Here is a 19,739-nt window from a genome sequence, read left to right as displayed (position 1 = left end):
CCCGCGTGCAGCCCGGACTCAATGAGGATGCTTGTGCCCGTGGCCGTGCTCGTGGGGGTGCCCGTGGCCGTCGGCGATGGGGGCGGCGGCGGCGAGGACGAGGCGGCCGGTCTCGACGCCCTTGGTGCCGATCAGGTCGTCGGCGAGGCGGCGGACCAGGGCGGCGCCGCCGCGGAGGAGGATGACTTCGAGGCAGCGGGCGGCGTCGAGGTGGACGTGGGTCGTGGTGACGACCATCTCCAGGTGCTCGTGCTGGATGTCGGTCAGGCGTTTGGCGATGCGGGTCGCGTGGTGGTCGTAGATCAGGGTGACGACGCCCATCGCGTCGGTCGCGCCCTCGTCGATCGCCTCGTCGATCAACGCGGCGCGCATCAGGCCGCGGACGGCCTCGCTGCGGTTGGGGTAGCGGTGGCGCTCGCGGTAGTCGTCGAACCGCCGCAGCAGCTCGCCGCCGATCGCGACGCTGAAACGCACCAGGGATTCCTTCACGGGACGGTCCTCCGGCCGCGGCGGCCTCAGCCCGAGAACGGCACGTCGACCCAGGCGCCGTCTTCGCGGGCGCTGGCGACGGCCGCGTCCAGGAACGCCATGACGGCGACGCCGTCGACGATCCCGGGGTGGTCGAACGGCTTGGGGACGTCCTCGCCGCGACGGCCGCGGATCGTCCATTCGAGCGTCCGGTGCAGGTTGGCGAGGGCCTCGTGGAACCCCTCGGGGTGGCCGCAGGGCATCCGCAGATAGGGCCTGATGGAGGCCGGCATGTAGCCGTAGTCGACCCCGGCGCGGTAGACGGCGACGGGCCGGTCGGCGACGAAGTGTTCGAGCTGCGCGAAGTGGGTGTGCCGCCATTGCAGCGTCCCGGCGGTGCCGATCACGCGGAAGCCGTTGTCGTTCTCGGCCCCGATGGTGATCTGCGAGGCCGTCACGGTGGCGATCGCGCCGTTGTTCAGCTCGGCGAGGACCGTGAAGTCGTCGTCGAGCGCCCGGCCGGGGACGATCGACTTCATCCGCGCCGAGAGCTTCACGGCGTGCAGGCCGGTCGCGAACCGGACGAATTCGTAGGCGTGCGAGCCGATGTCGCCGCCGCAGCCCGAGGCCCCCGCCTGCGCCGGGTCGGTCCGCCACGACGCCTGCTTGTGGCCCCCCTCCTCGCGGCGGGTGGCCAGCCAGCCCTGGGGGTACCAGGCCTCGACCTTGCGGACCTCGCCGACCAGGCCGTCGCGGACGAGCTGGCGCGCGAACATGACCATGGGGTAGCCGGTGTAGGTGTGGGCGACGACGAACGGGACCCCCTCGGCCTGGACGGCGGCGTGGAGCCGGCGGGCCTCGTCGAGGTTCGTCGTCAGGGGCTTCTCGCAGAGGACCGGGATCCCGGCGTTCGCCGCGGCCTCGGCGGGGCCGACGTGGGCGTCGTTGGGGGTGACGATCGTCAGGTAGTCGATCCGCTCGCCCCCGGGCAGGGCGGCCTCGCCGGCGACGAGCGCCTTCCAGTCGGGGTAGCCGCGGGCGAAGAACAGCTCCTCGGCGGCGGCGATCGCCTCGGCCGGCTTGCTCCGGAGCGCGCCGGCGGCCAGCTCGGACGTGTTGTCCATCAGGATCGCCCGGCGGTGGGGGGCCCCGAAGAAGCTGTTGGCCCCGCCCCCGCCCACCATCCCCACGCGCAGCTTGCTTCGTTTCATGGCGACGGACTTCTCCGCGTCGAGATCCCCCTGGCGCGCGAGCCGGCTCGCGGCGACCGTCGAGCGTAGCCACGCGCCGGGAGCCGTCGCAAGGGGGGTGCCGGGGCCGTACGACGTCGCATCGGGATCAGGCCGATGGGTCGGCCTCGGCCTTCGCGAGCGGCCCGGCGACGTTGCGGAACAGCTCGTCGACCAGGACCCGCGCGGGACGCGTCGGCGGCTCCTCGGGGTGCCCGGCGGCGAACTCGAGCGCCAGGACGAGGGGCGTCCAGGAGATCGACCGCGCGCCCGGGACGGGGGGCTCCAGCCGGGCGGCGGCCGTCCACACCGACGTCGGCATCCGCACCATGTCGATCCCCTCGGCGGTGGGGTGCGAGCAGTTCTCGGCGGGCGAGGTGACGAGGTATTCGCGGCAGGCGAGCGGCCGGTCGGGGTGGATCGAGCAGGACTCGTCTTCGAGGAACGGGCAGGGGACCCCCTGGTGGAAGTAGGTCAGGCCGACGCGGCGGCGGTCGTCGGCGTCCCAGGCGTCGCGGCGGCGCAGGTCGGCCGCCAGGCCCGCCTCGTCGAGCTTGCGTGCGGCCGCGTCGAAGCGGCGGCGGACCTCGTTGCGGCGGGGCTCGGGCATGGCGTCGACCAGTTCGGCGATCCGGCGGGCCTCGGCCTGGCCGATCGGCACGAGCTGGCGGCAGCAGGCGCCGCAACCCGCCCGGCAAGAGACCGCCCGCCCGTGGGCCTCGGCGTCGAGCACGGTCAGCTCGACGATCCGGTCGGACAGGGCGCGGGCGAGCGGCAGGACGCGGCCGATCGGGACGTCGCCGTCGGGGGCGGTCACTTCCAGCTCCAGGCTCCCCGCCGGCAGCCTTAGCTCGATCCGCGCCGTACGGTCCGTCGCCATGCCCAGGCCCCCCGTACGAACGCCGCCCCGGACCGCTCCCAACGCCCGGATCCGGATACGCCCCCAATCGCGACGAGTGACGCGCCGGGCGGCGGTCGGCCCTTGGACGGCCCCGGGGGGCCGGCTATATTGGCCTGCATCGTCGCGGGGCTTCGGGGCTTTCGCCTGCGTGCGGGGCGGCCTTCCGCCCGCCGCCCGGTCCTCTCCCCGACGGCCTTGTCGGTTCCGTTCGTGCGCGCCGCCGGCCCCCCGCTGAAGGGGGCGTCGGCCCTCCTTCCGTTCGTCGAGGGCATCATATGGGCGAGATCAACGTGGCCATGATCGGCCAGGGGTTCATGGGGCGGACGCACTCGAACGCCTGGTCGCAGCTCCCCCGGTTCTTCAAGCCGCCGGTCTCGGCGGCGATGCACACGGTCTTCGGCCGCGACGCCGCCGGCGTGCAGGCGTTCGCGAAGACCTGGGGCTGGCGGCACGCGTCGACCGACTGGAAGGCCGCGGTGGCCGACCCGGCGATCGACCTGGTCGACGTCGTCACGCCCAACAACATGCACGCCGAGGTCTCGCTGGCGGCCCTCAAGGCCGGCAAGCACGTCGCCTGCGAGAAGCCCATCGCCCGCACGATCGAGGAGGCCCGGCTGATGGTCGCCGCGGCCCGCGAGGCCAAGGGCAAGACGTTCATCTGGTACAACTACCGCCGCTGCCCGGCCGTCGCCACGGCGTACAAGCTCGTGCAGTCGGGCGCGATCGGCACCGTCCGCCACGTCCGCGCGTTCTACCTCCAGGACTGGGCCGACGAGACGATCCCGCTGATCTGGCGGTTCCAGAAGGAAGGCTCGGGCGCCGGCTCGCACGGCGACCTGAACGCCCACATCATCGACATGGTCCGGTTCGTCACCGGCGAGGAGATCACCGAGATCGCCGGCGCGATCGCCGAGACCTTCATCAAGGAGCGGAAGCTGGTGACCGGCCCGACCGCCGGCGGCATCGCCGCGGGCGTCGGCGGCGCCGACAAGACCGGGCCCGTCACGGTCGACGACGCCGTGCTCTTCCTGGCCCGGACCTCCGGCGGCGGCGTCGCCTCGTTCGAGGCCGCCCGCCAGGCGACCGGCAACCAGAACCGCAACGGCTTCGAGATCAACGGCTCCAAGGGCGCGCTCAAGTTCGACTTCGAACGCATGAACGAGCTGCAGTTCTACGACGCCACCCGCCCCCGCGCCGTGCAGGGCTGGACGACCATCATGTGCACCCACGGCGGCGATCACCCCTACGCCGAGAACTGGTGGCCCGACGCCCACGTCCTGGGCTACGAGCACGGCTTCACCAACCAGGCGTACGACATCCTCCGCGTCCTCGGCGGCCAGGAGCCGGTCGTGCCGATCCCCGACTTCGAGGACGCCTACCAGACCCAGCGCGTCCTCGAGGCCGCGATCATCTCCGCCGTCGAGCGGCGGCCGGTGTCGGTCTCCGAAGTGAGGTGAGCCGAGCCCAGGCCTCGCCGCGCCGTCCCCACGACCCTGAATGAATCCATCCCCAGCCCCCGCGACCCGGCCCGCCGGGTCGACAGCGAAGCCAGCGAGAGGAATCCTGCGATGGGCGCTCCCTACGTCCTTTCCAACCCCCCCAAGGTCGCCCTGATCGGCGGCGGCTTCATCGGCCCCGTCCACGCCGAGGCCCTGCGCCGGATCGGCGTCCAGGTCGCCGGCCTGCTCGACATCACGCCCGAGAAGGCCCGCCCCCAGGCCGAGAAGCTGGGCATCCCCAAGGTCTACAGCACCATCGAGGAGGTCCTCGCCGACCCCGAGATCGGCGCGGTGCACCTGGCCTCGCCGAACAACGTCCACTACCAGCACGCCAAGATGGCGCTCGAGGCCGGCAAGCACGTCCTCTGCGAGAAGCCCCTGGCGGTCAGCTCGAAGGAGTCGGCCGAGCTGGCGAAGCTGGCCGCGAGCCGACCCAAGCAGGCGGCCGGCGTGAACTACAACCTGCGGTTCTACCCGCTCGCCCAGGAGATGCACACCCGCGTCGCCCGCGGCGACCTGGGCCGGATCCTCTCCGTCGCCGGCTCGTACACCCAGGACTGGCTGCTGCTCGTCGACGACTACAACTGGCGGGTCGAGCCCGACGGCCACACCAACCTGCGGGCGATCGCCGACATCGGCACCCACTGGATGGACCTCGCCCAGTTCATCACCGGCCGGCACATCGAGTCGGTCAACGCCGACCTCGCCACCTTCCACCCCGAGCGCAACCGCCCGATCGGCGGGGCCGAGACCTACACCGGGCCCAACACCGCCAAGAAGGCGTCCGAGGCCGTCAAGATCACGACCGAGGACTACGGCGCGGTGATGCTGCACCTCTCGGGCGGCGGCCGGGGCGTCTTCTACGTCAACCAGATGCACGGCGGCCGCAAGAACCGGCTCTACCTGGAGGTCTGCGGCACCGAGGGCTCGATGGTGTGGGACAGCGAGTCGCCCGAGCTGCTCTGGCTCGGCCGCCGCGGCGCGCCCAACCAGCTCATGAACCGCGACCCGTCCATTTTGAGCGCCGAGGCCGGCCACTTCAGCCACTACCCCGGCGGCCACGCCGAGGGCTTCCCCGACGCCTTCAAGCAGCTCGACCTGGCCTTCTACACCTACATCTCCAACGGCTGCCAGGGCGTCCCGAACTTCCCGACCTTCGCCGAAGGCCACCGCGAAGTCCAGATCTGCGAGGCCATCGCCCAGAGCGCCAAGGCCCGCAACTGGGTCAACGTCGAGGCCTGACGCACCGCCCCCACGAGCGATCCGGCATTGGCTTGGAAATGGGTCCGTTCGTCACTTCGACCAACGGACCCATTTGCCGTAAAGCGTTTCGTGGTTACGCGTTGATGGCGATTTTTCGGTGTCCGGCTTCGGTTTTCGTTTTTGATTTTCCATGCGGATTCTCCCCGCGTCCCGAGATCTCGCATTCGCCCCGGCCGATCTGACGCGAAGCGGCCCCTCTGGGACTATGGTCCACGATCGTCGATCGCGGACGCGATGCGACGAGAATTGCGATCGTGGGGCTCAGGCCGAGCCTCCCTTCTCCCACGAGGGGAGAAGGACGATTCGCCCAGGCTCGCGAATCGAGATTCGACACGGCGGTCAGCGCGCCCGGACGACCAGCGGGACGCCCGGCGCGTCGGCCTTCGCCATCGGGCCGGAGGCCGTCTGCGCGGTGCCGGCGGCGACGCCGGCGACCATGCGGTCGACGGAGGGGCTCAGCCAGCGGAGGACGAGGGGCTGGGGGAAGACGCCCATCAGGACCGTCAAGACCACGAGCGGGGCGATGATGCCGACCTCGCGCGGGGTCAGGTCGGATAGGCCCTTCCAGGTCTCGTTGCGGCCCAGGAAGACGCGCTGGATGGTCCAGAGGATGTAGCCGGCCGTCAGAACGACGGCGGCCGCGGCTAAAACGCCGAGCGCCACGCTGTAGTGGAATGCGGCGAGCACCACGAAGACCTCGGCCACGAAGCCGCAGAGGCCGGGCAGGCCCATCGAGCCGAAGAAGATCACGTACGACACGGCCCCGTAAACGGGCATCGCGTCGTTGAGGCCGCCCAGCTTGTCGAGGTCCCGCGTATGGGCCCGCTCGTAGATCACGCCGACCAGGAAGAACATCGCGGCCGACGTGACGCCGTGGGCCAGCATCATGTACATCGCGCCGTTGACGCCGCAGGCGTAATACCCCGCGCCGCCGGCCAGATTCATGACCGACATCCCCAGCGTGACGTACCCCATGTGGCTGATCGAGCTGTAGGCGACCAGCTTCTTGAAGTCCGTCTGCGCCATGGCCGCGAGCGCGCCGTACAGGATGCTGAACACCCCCAGCGCCGCCGTGACGTACGACCAGTCGAGGGCCCCCGCCGGCGCGAGCGGCCAGGCCAGGCGGATCAGGCCGTAGCCGCCGATCTTCAGCAAGACGCCCGCCAGGATCATGCTGATCGGCGTCGGCGCCTGCACGTGCGCGTCGGGCAGCCAGGTGTGGAACGGGAAGGACGGCAGCTTGACCAGGAACCCGACCAGGAACAGCACGAAGATCCAGTCCTGGATCCAGCGCCCGTAATACCCGGTCGTCGAGGCGATCGTGGTGAGGGCGACGATGTCGAACGTCCCGGCCTGGAACGACCCGGCGGGCGCGTCGCCGGGCCGCCAGAAGTAGAGGATCAGGATCGCGACCAGGATGAACACCGAGCCGAAGAGCGTGAATAACAAGAACTTGATCGCCGCGTACTCCCGGTTCTCGCCCCCCCAGATGGCGATCAGGAAGTACATCGGCAGCAGCATGACCTCGAAGAAGACGTAGAAGAGGAACAGGTCGAGCGCCAGGAAGACGCCCGTCATGCTCGCGACCAGCAGCAGGAAGAGCGAGTAATACCCTCGCACCTGCTTCTCGATCCCCCACGAGGCCACGCAGGCCAGCAGGCTCACCAGACCCGTGAGCACGAGCAGGCTGACGCTGATGCCGTCGAGCCCCAGGTAATATTGGATGTTGAACGCCGGGATCCAGGCGCGACGAACCATCAGGTCGCCCGCCCCCTGCGACTCGTCGACCGCGACGACGCCGTTCTCGTACGCCACCGCGTTGTGCGCCGCACGCTCGGCGAGGGGGGCCCAGGCCCGGTCGTCGCCGACGTAGGCGAGGAGCGCCACGAGCGTCAGCGCGAAGCCGACGGCGGTGAAGGCCGTCGCGACGTATTTGACGAGTCGTTCCGACCCCTTCGGCACGAGCAGGACGGCCCCCGCGCCGAGCAGGGGGACGAGCCAGAGGGAGGTCAGCAGCAGGTTGTCGCTCATGTGCGGAGCACCGGACAAGGGGGATTCGTGGCTGCGGGTCGCGGCCGGGCGGGGTCAGCCCACCCAGGCGTAGAAGCCGGCGAACAGGCCGATGAGGCCCAGCGCCAGGTACATCAGGTAATTGCGGATCCGGCCGGTCTGGAGCCTCCGCGCGTGGTCGCCGGCGACGTAGACCGCCTGCGCGAGGCCGTTCACCAGGCCGTCGACGCCGAACGCGTCGAACAGCCCGCCCAGCCGGCTGAACATCTCGACGGACCGCGCCAGGCCGTTCACCAGGCCGTCGATCAGGTAGCGGTCGAGCCCCGCGCAGCCCTTCGCCAACCGCAGGCAGGGGCGGACGAGCGCGACGGCGTAGAGGTCGTCCAGGAACCACTTGTTCTTGAACAGGGCGTAGAGCGGCCGGAACCGCGCCGCCGTCCGGGCCGGGCTCAGCCGCAAGGCCGGGAGGAACGGCAGGCCGGCGGGACCGTAGTAGAGGACGCCCAGCAGGAAGCCCAAGGCGACGATCAAGAGCGAGGCCCCCAGCGCGTAGCCGTGGGCCCAGTGGGCGTCGATCACGCCGGCGGGCTCGCCGTGGGCGACCATCCGTTCCAGCAGCGGCGTGCCGATCGGCAGGCCGAGCCAGACCGTCCAGCCGGCGAAGACGCTGAGCACCGCCAGGGCGACCAGCGGCCGGGTCATGATCGGCGGGCTCTCGTGCGCGTGGGCCGCCGGGTCGAGCGCGTGCTGCGGGGCTCCGACGCCGTGCTCGGCGTCCTCGACGGCCAGTACGTTCTCCTCGTCGCGGGCGTGGACGACGCGGGCCGTGGAGGGGTCGGGGAAGCCGCGGGACTCGCCGGCGAAGACCAGGAACCACATGCGGAACATGTAGAACGTCGTCATCACCGCGCCCAGGGCCGGCAGGACGAACAGCAGGGCGTGCTGCGGACTTTGCCAGACCCTCGCCAGCGCGGCGGCGAGGATGGCGTCTTTCGAGTAGAACCCGCTGAAGAAGGGCACGCCCGAGATCGCCAGCGTGCCCACGAGCATCGTCGCGGCCGTGGTCGGCATCTTCTTCCGAAGGCCGCCGAGCCCGGCCATCTCGTACGTGTGGACGCTGTGGTAGACGCTGCCGGCGCCCAGGAAGAGCAGGGCCTTGAAGAAGGCGTGCGTCAGCAGGTGGAACACGCCCGCCGCCCAGCCGCCGACGCCCAGGGCGAGCATCATGAAGCCGAGCTGGCTGACGGTCGAGTAGGCGAGAACCTTCTTGTAGTCGGTCTGCACCATCGCCACGGTCGCCGCGAGGAACAGCGTGATCCCGCCGGTGTAGGCGATGTAGAGCAGGACCTCGGGCGTGAAGACCGGGAAGAACCGCGCGACGAGGTACACGCCGGCCGCCACCATCGTCGCCGCGTGGATCAGCGCCGAGACGGGCGTCGGCCCGGCCATCGCGTCGGGCAGCCAGACGTGCAGCGGGAACTGGGCGCTCTTGCCCGCGCAGCCGGCGAAGATCCCCAGGCCGGCGAGCGTCAGCAAACCGTACGAGATTCCGGGCGCCGGCAGGTCCACGGGCTGCCGGTACGGCGTCCGGAACGGGACGAGATCGTCGAATGCGGCCGGCTGCATGATTTGGAGGTGGCCCGAGGCGTCGCGGAGGCCCTGGCTCACCGCCTGGAAGTCGAACGTCCCGAGCGCCGACCAAAGGATCCCCAGGCCGATCAGCATGCCGACGTCGCCGACGCGGTTGACGACGAACGCCTTGTTGGCGGCGTCGGCGTTGGCCTTCTCCTCGTACCAGAAGCCGATGAGCAGGTACGAGCAGATCCCGACCAGCTCCCAGAAGAGGAAGATCATGAACAGGTTCGACGCCGCGACCAGCCCCAGCATCGAGAAGCAGAAGAGCGACAAATACGCGAAGAACCGCGGGTAACGCGGATCCTCGGCCATGTAGCCCATTGAATACAGGTGGATCAGCGTCGCGACGAACGTGACCATCAGGAACATGATCGCCGCGAGGCCGTCGATGTACACGCCCAGCGGCAGCGACAGCCGGCGGCCGGACTGGGGCGCGTCGAGGACGACCCAGTCGAGGCTCCCCTTCCAGACGAGCGGGCCGGGGTGGGCCTCGGCCGTGGCGGCGTGCTCGGAAGCTTCGTGATGGGCCGGCTCGGCGAGCGCGGCGCGGTTTTCGACGAGGAAGTAATCGAGGAAGCCGACGGCGCTCAAGACGCACGAGGCGGCGATCGCGGCGGTGGCGATGCGGGCGTTGAGCCGTCGGAGTCGTCGGATGAAGAGGATCTCGACGAGGAAGGCCGCCAGGGGGATCAAGACGGCGGCGGTGTAGAGACCCACCTGCCAGGGCATGTTCGGGCGTCCTTCGTTGCGTTCGCGGCGATGCAGGCCCGACTCGCGGCGTCGGACGATCCCATCTTTGCGACCGTTCGGTCGGCCCCGCCGTACCTGTACAAAGGGCCCGCGCGAGGACGCGCCGGCGGGGCGAGGCGTGAGTCTGGACTATGGCACAGCAAGACCCTCGACGCAAGACCCCGCCGCGCCCCGGCTCGTCTCCCTTGTCCGCCCCGACGGCGGTGTGGCATGATCGGGGCCCTGGCGAAGCGCGAGCATCCGAACAGCATCCGGGAGCCCCGAATCATGCCCACGGTGACGGTCGACGGCGAGAAGGCGTTCGAGGTCGAGGCGGGCAAGAAGCTCGTGCTGGCGATCGAGGACGCGGGCATCGACATCATGCACAAGTGCGGCGGCAACGCCCGCTGCACCACCTGCCGCGTCGAGGTCCTCGCCGGCGAGGTCCCCCCGCCCGAAGCCGCCGAGACCGAGCGGCTGGCGCGCGAGGCCGACCTCGCCCCCAACATCCGCCTCTCCTGTCAGATCCGCGTCGAGGACGACGTCTGGGTCGCCGTCCTCCAGCGCTCCTCCGTCACGGGCGTCCCGGCCGGCACCCGGCCCCAGGATTGAGGCCGGGCGTCGCCCCCTGGCCCCGCCTTCGGCGCCGCTCCTTGGTGCAGAAGGCGGCCGCCGACGGGAACCCGAAAAGACGTCCTCGGCCGTCGGATCGACCCATCCCGTCGCCGTCAGGATGCCACGATGCCGAATCCCGACTCCTCGTTCCTGGTCCTCGCCTGCCTGACGGCGGTCTGGATCGTCCTGGTCCTCGCCTCGTTTTTGCTCCTTTATCGCGGCGGTGATTCGGCATTCAAGCGAAGGTGGTTTCGGTCGAGCGTCCTCCAGGCGGGCCTCCTCGTCTACTTCTTCTCGTTGGCGATGACCATCCTGTCGCCTCATGGACTCGGGGTGCTCTCCGACCTGATTTGGTTCGTGCCGGCCGTTTGCTTGATCTCCTGGCTCGACAACAAGCACACGAAGTTCTGCGATGGCTGCGGGGCGACGGTCTATCAGCACAACGGGTTCTCTGAGGCGAGATGCTGCTCGAAATGCGGTGCAAGGATCGATTGGAAGCCGGACGTTCGCGACGACCCGCTCGATTGAATGGCGATCGGGACTCGGAGTCGACCCGATTTGGAACGTGAACCTTACCGAAAGATCGCCCGCATGAAACTCGTCGCCGTCGCCTCGTTCGTCCTGCTCCTGAGCCTGTCTCTCCCCGAAGCCCTCTCGCAGCAGCCCGCCGTCCGGGCGCATGAAGTCCCCGCGCTCGCGGTCGAGAAGTACACGCTCCCCAACGGCCTGACGGTCCTGCTGCACGAGGACCACAAGACGCCCGTCGCGGCGGTCCACCTGTGGTACAAGGTCGGCTCGAAGGACGAGAAGGCGGGGCGCACCGGGTTCGCGCACCTGTTCGAGCACATGATGTTCCAGGGCTCGAAGCATCACGACCGCGACTACTTCGAGCCGCTGGAGAAGCTCGGGGCCGACATCAACGGCAACACCACCGAGGACCGGACGGTCTACTTCGAGTCGGTTCCGAGCAACGCGACCGAACTGGCCCTCTGGCTCGAGGCCGACCGCATGGGGTTCCTCGTGCCGGCCATGACCCCGGCCAAGCTCGACAACCAGCGCGACGTGGTCAAGAACGAGCGCCGGGAGGCCGTCGAGAACGTCCCCTACGGCATGGCCGAAGAGGTCATGCGGCGGGCGATCTACCCCGAAGGGCACCCCTACCGCCACGAGGTCATCGGCTCGATGGCCGACCTGTCGGCGGCGAGCCTCGACGACGTCTCGGCCTTCTTCCGGACGTATTACGCCCCGGACGACGCCATCCTCTGCGTCGCGGGCGACATCGACCGGGCGCAGGTCAAGGCGTGGGTCGAGAAGGCGTTCGGCCCGATCCCCAAGGGGCCGGCCGTCGAGCATCCCAAGCCGTGGGTCCCGAAACTCGACGGCCCGAAGCACATCACCCAGACCGACCGGGTCTCGCTGCCCCGCGCCCAGCTCGTCTGGCCGACGGTGCCGAGCATGCACCCGGACGAGCCGGCGCTCGACGTGCTGGCCTCGGTCCTGGGGGGGCTCGACAAGGAGAACCGCCTCTATCGGGCCCTGATGCACGACCGCCGGCTCGCCGCCGAGGTGAGCGCCCAGCACCCCACGCTCAACCTCTCAGGAACCTTCGAGGTCGACCTGCTGGCCCCGCCGGACGGCGACCTGGACGCGATCGTCAAGATCGCCCGCGAGGAGATCGACCGTCTCAAGCGCGAGGGGCCGACGCCCGACGAGGTCGTCAAGAGCCGCAACGGCCGCGAGAGCGGGCTGATCCTGGGCCTGCAATCCGTGCTCACCAAGGCCGAGACCTTCTGCCTGTATGAGGCCGTCTCGGGCGACCCGCTGGGCTACCGCGGCGAGCTGGATCGGCTCTTCGCCGTCACGCCCGAGGACGTGAAGCGGGTGGCGAACCAGTACCTGACCGACGCCTTCATCCGGCTCGACGTGATCCCCGGGCCGCCGCCCGAGCGTCCCGCGGAGGCCTTGATCGAGCGGCCCGCGCCTTCGCCGTTCGAGCCCACGCAGCAGGCCCGCGAGACGGCCGACTCGATCGTCATGCCGACCGTCGGCCCGCCCCCCGCGTTCACGCCCCCGGCCTTCGAGCGGCGGACGCTCTCCAACGGCCTGCCGGTCTGGATCGTCTCCCGTCGCGAGCTGCCGATCGTCAGCTTCCGGCTGGTGGTCGCCGCCGGCGAGACCTCCACCCCCGAGGGCAAGGAAGGGCTGGGCTCGCTCGCCGTCGGCCTGCTCGACGGCGGCACGAAGACCCGCACCTCGCTGCAGATCGCCGGCGAACTCTCCGAGATCGGCGCGAGCCTGGGTCTCACCTGCGCCCTGGAGTGGAGCGGGGCGAGCGTCACGACGCTCCTCCGCCACCTGGACCGCGCGCTCGACGTCTACGCCGACGCCGTGCTCAACTCGACGTTCCCCCAGGACGAGGTCGACCGCCGCAAGCAGGTCCGCCTCGCCGACCTTGAATCGCGCCGGGATTCGGCCGACGAGGTGGCCGGGGACGTCTTCCGCAGCCTGGTCTTCGGCCCCAAACACCCGTACGGCCGCCCCCAGCTCGGCACCAGGGCGACGGTCGAGTCGGTCGCCCGCGAGGACCTGGCGGCGTTCCACGAGGCCCATTTCACACCCACGGCCGCGACCCTGATCGTCGTCGGCGACGTCGAGCCCGACGCCGTCACGAAGGCGCTCGAGGCCCGATTCGGGGCCTGGAAGCCGCGGCCCGCCCCGCCCAAGGTCGTCCCGCAGCCGCCCACGGACGCCGCGGCGGCCGGCGCGTACGCGGTCGACAAGGCGGGCGCGGCGCAGTCGGTGCTGGCGGTCGGCCGGCTGGGCGTCGAGCGGAAGTCGCCGGAGGTGCCGGCGCTCGGGCTCCTGAACGCGATCGTCGGCGGCCAGTTCTCCAGCCGGCTGAACATGAACCTGCGCGAGGACAAGGGCTACAGCTACGGCGTCAGCTCCGAGTTCCGCTCGCTCCGCGCCCCCGGCTGGTTCGAGATCCGGGGGTCGGTCCAGACGGCCGTCACCCGCGAGTCGCTCGTCGAGGTCCGCCGCGAGCTGGCCGACCTGCAAGGCCCCAGGCCCCTGACCGACGCCGAGATCGACTTCGCCCGCCGCCGCACCGTCTACGGCTTCCCCTCGCGATTCGAGACCACGTTCGACGTCGCCGACCAGCTCTCGGCGATCGCCGCCTACGACCTGCCGGACGATTACCTCGCGACCTACATCCGCCGCATCGAGGCCGTCGCGCCCGACGCGATCCGCAAGCTCGCCGGCGTCCACCTCAAGCCCGAGGCGATGACCACCCTGATCGTCGGCGACCGCGCCGCGATCGAGCCCGAGCTGCGCAAGCTCCCCGACGGGGCCGCCGTCCGCTTCGTGGACGAGGACGGCAAGCCCGCGGCGGCGCCGGGCGGGAAGTGACGCGGGGGCCGTCGCGCCCTCGCGACCGGCGTTGCGCGCGGGCATAATCTCACGTCCTCTCCTTGGGACCCGATCCGCCCCGCGCCGACCTGCGAACGACTCCCGGAGACCGCGATGCCGCCCAGCGAGAACGACCACGACGCCACGCCCACGACTTACCCGGCTCCGGAGCTGGATCCGACGCTCGGCGCCCCCGCGGTTGAGGACGAGCCCGAGAGCCGGCCGGGCGGGCTGCCGCTGTACGTCTGGGTGATCCTCGCCGTCGCGCTCGCCATCCCGATCGGCCTGGGCTGGGGCGAGGGGGCCAAGGCGCTGGAGATCGTCCCCAACCTGATCATGCGAGCGCTCACGGCGCTCGCCGCGCCGCTGGTCGTGCTGGCGATCCTGCACGCGATCGTCAGCAACGACATCCGCGGCAAACAGGGGGGGATGATGATGTTCCTCTACCTGATCAACACCCTGGTCGCCATGCTGATCGGCCTGGGCCTGTCGAACCTCATCAAGCCCGGCCTGGGGGCCGCGCTCGGCGATCCCGGCGCGACCCAGACGGTCGCCAAGAAGACCGTCACGGAGCTGATCACCGAGCTGATCCCCCGCAGCATCGGCGAGGCGTTCGCCACCAACAACATCGCCCAGCTCGTCGTCCTGACGCTCGCCCTGGGGATCGGCCTGGTGAAGATCCGCGACGCCCACCGCCTGGCCGGCAAGGAGTCGTTCCAGACGGTCATCGACCTGCTCTCGATCGGGTTCGAGCTGCTCATGAAGGTCCTGCTCTGGGTGGTGGCCCTGGTGCCGCTGGCGGTGCTCGGCATCGTGGCCTCGCGGGTCGGCCAGAAGGAGGGGATGCAGGTCTTCGCGTCGCTGATCTGGCTGATCCTGGTGGTCGTCCTGGGCCTCGCCTGCCAGGTCTCGTGGTACCTGCTCCAGATGGCGGTCTTCGCCCGGATGTCCCCCGTGCGGTTCCTCGGCGGCGCGGCCGACGTCATGGCCAACACGTTCAGCACGGCCAGCACGGCGGCCACGATCCCGATCACGCTCAAGTCGCTGGGCCGGATGGGCGTCACCCGGCAGTCGAGCCAGCTCTGCGCGTGCATCGGCACGAACTTCAACAACGACGGCACGGCGCTCTACCAGGCGACGGCCGCCCTGTTCATGGCCCAGGCGCTCGGCTACACGCTGAGCCTCTCGGACCAGATCGTCGTCGTCTTGACCACGCTGGTCGCCAGCATCGGCGCGGGGGGCATCCCGTCGGGGAGCTTCGTCACCATGCCGCTGATCTTCGCCGCCGTCCGGCTCCCCGCCGACAAGATCCCCATCCTGCTGACCATCGACTGGTTCCTCGACCGCTGCCGGACCACGTCCAACGTCCTCGGCGACATGACCGTCGCCGTCCTGCTCGACAAGCTCGTCCCGCCCCGGTCCGAGCCGATCGAGCCCTGAGCAGCCCGGTCTCGGCCTAATGAAAATTCGTTCATGTCCGAACGGTATCGTGGAATTTCGCCAGCACGCATGCATAATGGGGATGTCGAGGGCCCCCCGTCACGTCGGCCTGCGCGGTCGCCGGGCCCCGACCTCTCCCCGCATGATGCGAGTCGTCGATGTTCCACTTCGGTGCCGTGAGGGGCGACGCCTCGGCCGTCGCCTCGGTATTGGATGACGTTCGCGCCGGCAAGCGGCCGGCGAGGCGTCGGCGAGCGATCCGGCCCCGCCCCGAGCTGCTGGAAGGCCGCCTGGCGCCGGCGTCGGGGGTCGGGGCTTCCGCCCTCGCCCCGGCGCTGGTCTCGAACGCCTCGCGTATCTCGGCGACCCTGCCGATCGAGGCGCAATACGCGGCGTCGGAGGCGATGGGCCGTGAGGACTCGTCCTATGCGACGACCGCCGTCGCCTCCGGCTTCGTGGCGAACAACGCGACCAACGGATACACGGCGACGCTCGACGCCTCCGGCCTGTACCTCGCGGCCGGCGCCGACGCCTGGTCGCTGGCGGTGCAGGGGATCGGCTACGGCGGGACGCTCCATCCGCTGGGGGCGGCGGCGACGACCGCGACGGCGAACCGGGTCGAGTACGACTACGGGGACGTCTCGCAGTGGTTCGTGAACGGCCCGCTCGGGCTCCAGCAGGGCTTCACGCTCGACCACCGTCCCTCCGGGGGCGACGGCCTGTTGACCGTGGGCCTGGCGCTGGGAGGAGACCTGACGGCGACGGCCGACGCCGGGGGGACGAGCGTCACGCTGGCCCGGCCCGGCGGCGGCGCGTCGCTGAGCTACGGCGGACTGATCGCCTACGACGCGACCGGCCGGGCGATGCCGGCCTTCATGTCGGTCGCGAACACGGCCGAGGGCCAGTCGCTGTCGATCCGGGTCGACGATGCCGGCGCGCAATACCCGCTCACCATCGACCCCTACATCCAGCAGGCCAAGCTGTCGTCCCCGATCGCGGGCGACGACATCGCGTACGGTTGGGGGACCTCCTTGACCTCGGACGGCGAGACCCTGGCGGTCGGGGCCCCGGGCGGCGGGCCCGACGCCGTGCCCGGGATGGTCTACCTCTACACGAGGACCGAGCGGATCTGGAACGAGGTCGGCCGGTTCGCGTCCCCCGCCGGGATCGCCACCGATCGCTTCGGCGTGGGGGTGGCCCTCAGCGGCGACGGGTCGACGCTGGCCGTCACCGCGAAGCCGGGCGAGTGGCAGCACGGCCCCGTCTCGCTCTACGTCTACGCCCGATCCGGGTCGGAATGGAATCTGACCCAGACGGTGACCATCGAGGATTCCAACGGCTTCGGCGGCTGGCTCTCCATCAGCGACGACGGCGGCGTGATCGCGGGGGGGGCCGCCTACGCCGACTCGGCGACCGGGGCGGCGTACGTCTTCACCCGGGCGAACGGCGTGTACACCCAGGAGCCGCCGATCGTCGCCCCGGACGGAGCGCCGGGCGCCTGGTTCGGCGAGCCGGCCGCGCTCAGCGGCGACGGGCTCACCCTGGTTGTCGGCTCGGGGCGGGCCTCCACGCTCGAAGTGGGCTCGGGCGCGATCTACGTCTATCAGAAGTCGGACGCCGGATGGACCCTGGCGGCCACGCTGGGCGCGCGGCTCGGCACGATGATCGGGACGAAGGTCGCGGTCAACGGCGACGGCACGGTCCTGCTGGCCCAGGGCCTCGAATCCGAAGAGGACGCGGGGGTCTATCGCGCCGGCTTCATCTACACGAAATCGGGCTCGACCTGGACGCGCACGGCCGAGCTGGTCGATCCCGATCCGTTCTCCTCCGGCAATTTCGGAGATTGGGTCGCGCTGAGCCCGGACGGCGCCACGGCGGTCGTCAGCGCGACCACCAGGGTGGTCGACGGGGTCACCGTCGCGGGGGCCGCTTACGTTTTCACGAAGTCGGGCTCGACCTGGGCCCTGACCCAGACGCTGACCGACCCCGACGGAGAGCGGTACGACACCTTCGGCCTCGGCGTCGCGATCCGGGGCCGGACCATCGCCGTCCCCTCTCCTCGGGCGGCCGTCGGCGCGCACGAGGGGCAGGGCGTCGTCTTCCTCTACGACGACCCGCAGGGATTGGCCGTCACGCTCGATCCGGTCGACCAGACGGGGCATCCGAGGACGAACGTCACCTTCACGGCCGCCGCGACCGGCGCGCCGGACTACGCGACCCAGTGGCAGGTCAGCACGGACGGCGGCGCGACGTGGGCCGACGTCCCCCAGGCGACGAGCCCCGCGTTCTCCTTCGTCCCGACCCTGGCCGATTCCGGCAAGCAGTTCCGGGCCGTCTTCACCCTCGACGGTGCGACCGTGGTCACGCACGCCGCGACCCTGACCGTGATCAAGGCGACGCCCGTCGTCGTGATCGAGCCCGTGCAGACGCCGGCGCCGTTCTACGAGGACCTGACGTTCATCGTCCGGGTCGTCTCGGACGGAGCGACCGACGTCCCGGCGAACGGCGGCGTGGTCGAGTTCAGCATGGGGCTGTTCAGGTTCACGGCGACGGTGCGCGACGGCGTCGCGACGTTCGTGGTCCCGGCCGGAAGTCGGCCGGGGATCTACTACCCCCAGGCGACGTACGACGGGACGGCCGATCCCGTGTTCGGCTCGGCCTACGGCTGGACGACGCAGGTCGTCCACAAGGCCTACGTCACGGTCGAGCCCGCCGTGAGCGACGATCGGCCCGCCATCGGCGATCCCGTGACGATCTCGGCCGTCATCGCCCAGATCCACCCGGGGCTGGACGGCCTGACCGGGCCGAACGGGATCGCCCTCTTCTTCGGCCTCGACGACGTCATCGGCGCCGCGAGGGCCGTGCGACCGGATTCTCCGCCGGCCCTCCCCTCGACCGTGACCTATACGACCCGGTTCACCAGCGGCGGCGGGCACTCGGTGGTCGTCCACTACCTGGGAGACGACTGGAACGAGGCCGCCGATTCCAACCCGATCTCGATCGTGGTCGATCCGGCGCCGACGAACCTCTCGGTGACCCTCGACCCCTACCCGATCGTCTATTACGGGCAGCCGATCTTCTTCACCGTGGTCGCGACCTCGCCCACCGGCGGCATCCCCCAGGGCGTCCTCGACATGACGCTCCGGGGCGACGACGGATCGACGTATTTCTACGAGTTCGCGATCGACGCCGCGGGCCGGTCCGAGGGCTACTTCCAGAACTACTTCACGCCGGGGGGCTACACGGCGACGTTCGTCTACTCCGACCCGCGCTTCGAACGATTCGAATCGGCCACCGCGGCCGTCGGCTTCGGGATCTGGAAGGGCCCGACGACCCTGGAGTTGAGGTCGTCCCGGCCCGTCTCCAGCGCGGGCGATGAGGTCGAGTTCATCGCCACCGTCCGCAACACGAACTACCCCTACCCGGTGGACGACGGGCTCGTCGATTTCTACATCGGCGGGGTTCTCGTCGCCACCGTCCCGGTCGAGCCCGACGGCTTCAGCCAGGCTCGGCTGGCGACCACCGCGCTGGTGCCCGGCGTCTACGACGTCGCGGCCGTGTATCGCGAGAGCACCGGGCTGCAGGGGAGCGTGTCCGAGCACGTGGTGCAAGTCGTCCAGCCCGGATCCGTCCCGCCGCATGCAAGCACATCGACCACGCTGATCTCGAGCCCCGGCCCGTCGACCGCCGGGGAGCCGGTCTCCTTCGTCGCGATCGTGTGGTCGGGTTTCTCGATCCCGACGTCCGGGGTGGTCGCGTTCTCGATCGGCGGCGTCGTGGTCGCCTACGAGCCGGTCGGCGGCGACGGCCGGGCGACGCTCACCACGACCGACCTGGTCCCGGGCGTCTACACCGTCACGGCCGCCTTCCTGGAGACCTACTCCCACCTGGGGAGCGAATCCTCCCCCCTCGTCCAGGTCGTCGAACCGGCCGTCCCCGTCGCGTCTGCGACGACCACGAGCCTGGCGACGAGCCTGAATCCGCGGTCGACCGCGCTGCCGCTGGCGTGGACCGTCACGGTCGCGGGCGTGGGCGGGGCGGCCGGGCCGACGTCGGGCTTCGTCCGCTTCTACGTCGGCCTGCAAGCCGTCGCCGAGGCCCCGATCGACGCGGCCGGCAGGGTGGTCGTCGACGCCTCGACGCTCGTCGCGGGCGATTACCTGATCACGGCCGTCTACCTGGGGAGCGACGGCTTCCAGACGAGCCAGTCGGACCACCTGGGCCAGGTCGTCGTCGCGGCGAGCCCGTCCGCCGCGGCCGCGCGAACCGCGACGGCGTCGGCATCGAGGGCGGTATCGGCCGTCGAGCCGGGCCGCCCCCGACGGGCGGTCAGGTTCGCCCAGAGGCGGCCTCCGGCGATGCGCGGCGGTCGCTGAGGCCGAAGCGACGTCGGCCCCGCCCTCCCAAGTTTCGGCCGCTCCCTCCTCGCGAGGCCTCCCGGGGGCCGTGACCCTAGAGGATATCCAAGCTCTCGCGTCGAGCCCTGGCCGGTCCCGCGACGTTGCAGGTCGGGCCGGCGGCCTCGCCGCCTCGCGGTCG

General features: G+C 70.6%; 12 protein-coding genes. 7 read left to right on the top strand and 5 right to left on the bottom strand.

Features of this window, described 5'->3' with window-relative positions:
* Window positions 1-18 precede the first annotated feature (18 nt).
* The 3 genes from nikR to PZE19_RS23760 all read right to left on the bottom strand — a co-directional run bounded on the left by nikR (window position 19) and on the right by PZE19_RS23760 (window position 2,577).
* Window positions 19-489: a nickel-responsive transcriptional regulator NikR gene (gene nikR, locus PZE19_RS23770; RefSeq protein ID WP_277863091.1), complete on the bottom strand. Its 471-nt coding sequence runs from the start codon at window positions 487-489 to the stop codon at window positions 19-21.
* Between the two features lie 26 nt (window positions 490-515).
* Complete coding sequence (locus PZE19_RS23765) at window positions 516-1,679, bottom strand: Gfo/Idh/MocA family protein (protein WP_277863090.1); 1,164 nt, start codon at window positions 1,677-1,679, stop codon at window positions 516-518.
* A 127-nt stretch (window positions 1,680-1,806) separates the two neighbouring features.
* On the bottom strand, window positions 1,807-2,577 hold the full coding sequence (locus tag PZE19_RS23760) for a YkgJ family cysteine cluster protein (RefSeq protein WP_277863089.1): 771 nt from the start codon (window positions 2,575-2,577) through the stop codon (window positions 1,807-1,809).
* Window positions 2,578-2,873: 296 nt separating this feature from the next.
* Here PZE19_RS23760 and PZE19_RS23755 point away from each other — a divergent pair, with 296 nt between their 5' ends.
* Both PZE19_RS23755 and PZE19_RS23750 read left to right on the top strand, forming a co-directional pair.
* On the top strand, window positions 2,874-4,055 hold the full coding sequence (locus PZE19_RS23755) for a Gfo/Idh/MocA family protein (protein WP_277863088.1): 1,182 nt from the start codon (window positions 2,874-2,876) through the stop codon (window positions 4,053-4,055).
* 111 nt (window positions 4,056-4,166) lie between these two features.
* Window positions 4,167-5,339, top strand: coding sequence for a Gfo/Idh/MocA family protein (locus tag PZE19_RS23750; RefSeq protein ID WP_277863087.1), 1,173 nt, complete (start codon window positions 4,167-4,169; stop codon window positions 5,337-5,339).
* Between the two features lie 360 nt (window positions 5,340-5,699).
* On the opposite strand, the gene PZE19_RS23745 is transcribed toward PZE19_RS23750, so the two are convergent.
* Both PZE19_RS23745 and nuoL read right to left on the bottom strand, forming a co-directional pair.
* Complete coding sequence (locus tag PZE19_RS23745) at window positions 5,700-7,391, bottom strand: complex I subunit 4 family protein (RefSeq protein WP_277863086.1); 1,692 nt, start codon at window positions 7,389-7,391, stop codon at window positions 5,700-5,702.
* A 54-nt stretch (window positions 7,392-7,445) separates the two neighbouring features.
* The gene (gene nuoL, locus PZE19_RS23740) at window positions 7,446-9,734 is read right to left on the bottom strand and encodes an NADH-quinone oxidoreductase subunit L (protein WP_277863085.1); all 2,289 of its coding nucleotides are present in this window, start codon (window positions 9,732-9,734) and stop codon (window positions 7,446-7,448) included.
* A 288-nt stretch (window positions 9,735-10,022) separates the two neighbouring features.
* Between nuoL and PZE19_RS23735 the strand changes: the two genes are divergently transcribed.
* The 5 genes from PZE19_RS23735 to PZE19_RS23715 all read left to right on the top strand — a co-directional run bounded on the left by PZE19_RS23735 (window position 10,023) and on the right by PZE19_RS23715 (window position 19,576).
* A complete protein-coding gene (locus PZE19_RS23735; RefSeq protein ID WP_277863084.1) occupies window positions 10,023-10,346 on the top strand; it encodes a 2Fe-2S iron-sulfur cluster-binding protein in 324 nt (107 codons plus the stop codon).
* Window positions 10,347-10,475: 129 nt separating this feature from the next.
* Entirely contained in the window at window positions 10,476-10,877 is a 402-nt protein-coding gene (locus PZE19_RS23730) for a hypothetical protein (protein ID WP_277863083.1), read from the top strand.
* A 63-nt stretch (window positions 10,878-10,940) separates the two neighbouring features.
* Window positions 10,941-13,760, top strand: coding sequence for a M16 family metallopeptidase (locus PZE19_RS23725; RefSeq protein ID WP_277863082.1), 2,820 nt, complete (start codon window positions 10,941-10,943; stop codon window positions 13,758-13,760).
* A 114-nt stretch (window positions 13,761-13,874) separates the two neighbouring features.
* Window positions 13,875-15,200 carry a dicarboxylate/amino acid:cation symporter gene (locus PZE19_RS23720; RefSeq protein ID WP_277863081.1) on the top strand — a complete coding sequence of 442 codons (1,326 nt, stop codon included), beginning with the start codon at window positions 13,875-13,877 and terminating at the stop codon, window positions 15,198-15,200.
* Window positions 15,201-15,358: 158 nt separating this feature from the next.
* Window positions 15,359-19,576, top strand: a complete 4,218-nt coding sequence (locus tag PZE19_RS23715; protein WP_277863080.1) for an Ig-like domain repeat protein — start codon at window positions 15,359-15,361, stop codon at window positions 19,574-19,576.
* The last annotated feature ends 163 nt before the right edge of the window (window positions 19,577-19,739 follow it).

Source organism: Paludisphaera mucosa, assembly GCF_029589435.1.
Lineage (GTDB): Bacteria > Planctomycetota > Planctomycetia > Isosphaerales > Isosphaeraceae > Paludisphaera > Paludisphaera mucosa.
Note: the sequence above shows the minus strand (reverse complement) of the source record. Positions and strands in the feature narration are given on the sequence as shown.

Excerpts from the sequence above, each read along its gene's own strand:
- PZE19_RS23725 (WP_277863082.1), top strand. The coding sequence starts at position 10,941 with ATGAAACTCGTCGCCGTCGCCTCGTTCGTCCTGCTCCTGAGCCTGTCT.
- PZE19_RS23755 (WP_277863088.1), top strand. The coding sequence starts at position 2,874 with ATGGGCGAGATCAACGTGGCCATGATCGGCCAGGGGTTCATGGGGCGG.
- PZE19_RS23715 (WP_277863080.1), top strand. The coding sequence starts at position 15,359 with ATGTTCCACTTCGGTGCCGTGAGGGGCGACGCCTCGGCCGTCGCCTCG.
- PZE19_RS23735 (WP_277863084.1), top strand. The coding sequence starts at position 10,023 with ATGCCCACGGTGACGGTCGACGGCGAGAAGGCGTTCGAGGTCGAGGCG.
- PZE19_RS23730 (WP_277863083.1), top strand. The coding sequence starts at position 10,476 with ATGCCGAATCCCGACTCCTCGTTCCTGGTCCTCGCCTGCCTGACGGCG.
- PZE19_RS23750 (WP_277863087.1), top strand. The coding sequence starts at position 4,167 with ATGGGCGCTCCCTACGTCCTTTCCAACCCCCCCAAGGTCGCCCTGATC.
- PZE19_RS23760 (WP_277863089.1), bottom strand. The coding sequence starts at position 2,577 with ATGGCGACGGACCGTACGGCGCGGATCGAGCTAAGGCTGCCGGCGGGG.
- PZE19_RS23720 (WP_277863081.1), top strand. The coding sequence starts at position 13,875 with ATGCCGCCCAGCGAGAACGACCACGACGCCACGCCCACGACTTACCCG.
- PZE19_RS23745 (WP_277863086.1), bottom strand. The coding sequence starts at position 7,391 with ATGAGCGACAACCTGCTGCTGACCTCCCTCTGGCTCGTCCCCCTGCTC.
- PZE19_RS23765 (WP_277863090.1), bottom strand. The coding sequence starts at position 1,679 with ATGAAACGAAGCAAGCTGCGCGTGGGGATGGTGGGCGGGGGCGGGGCC.
- nuoL (WP_277863085.1), bottom strand. The coding sequence starts at position 9,734 with ATGCCCTGGCAGGTGGGTCTCTACACCGCCGCCGTCTTGATCCCCCTG.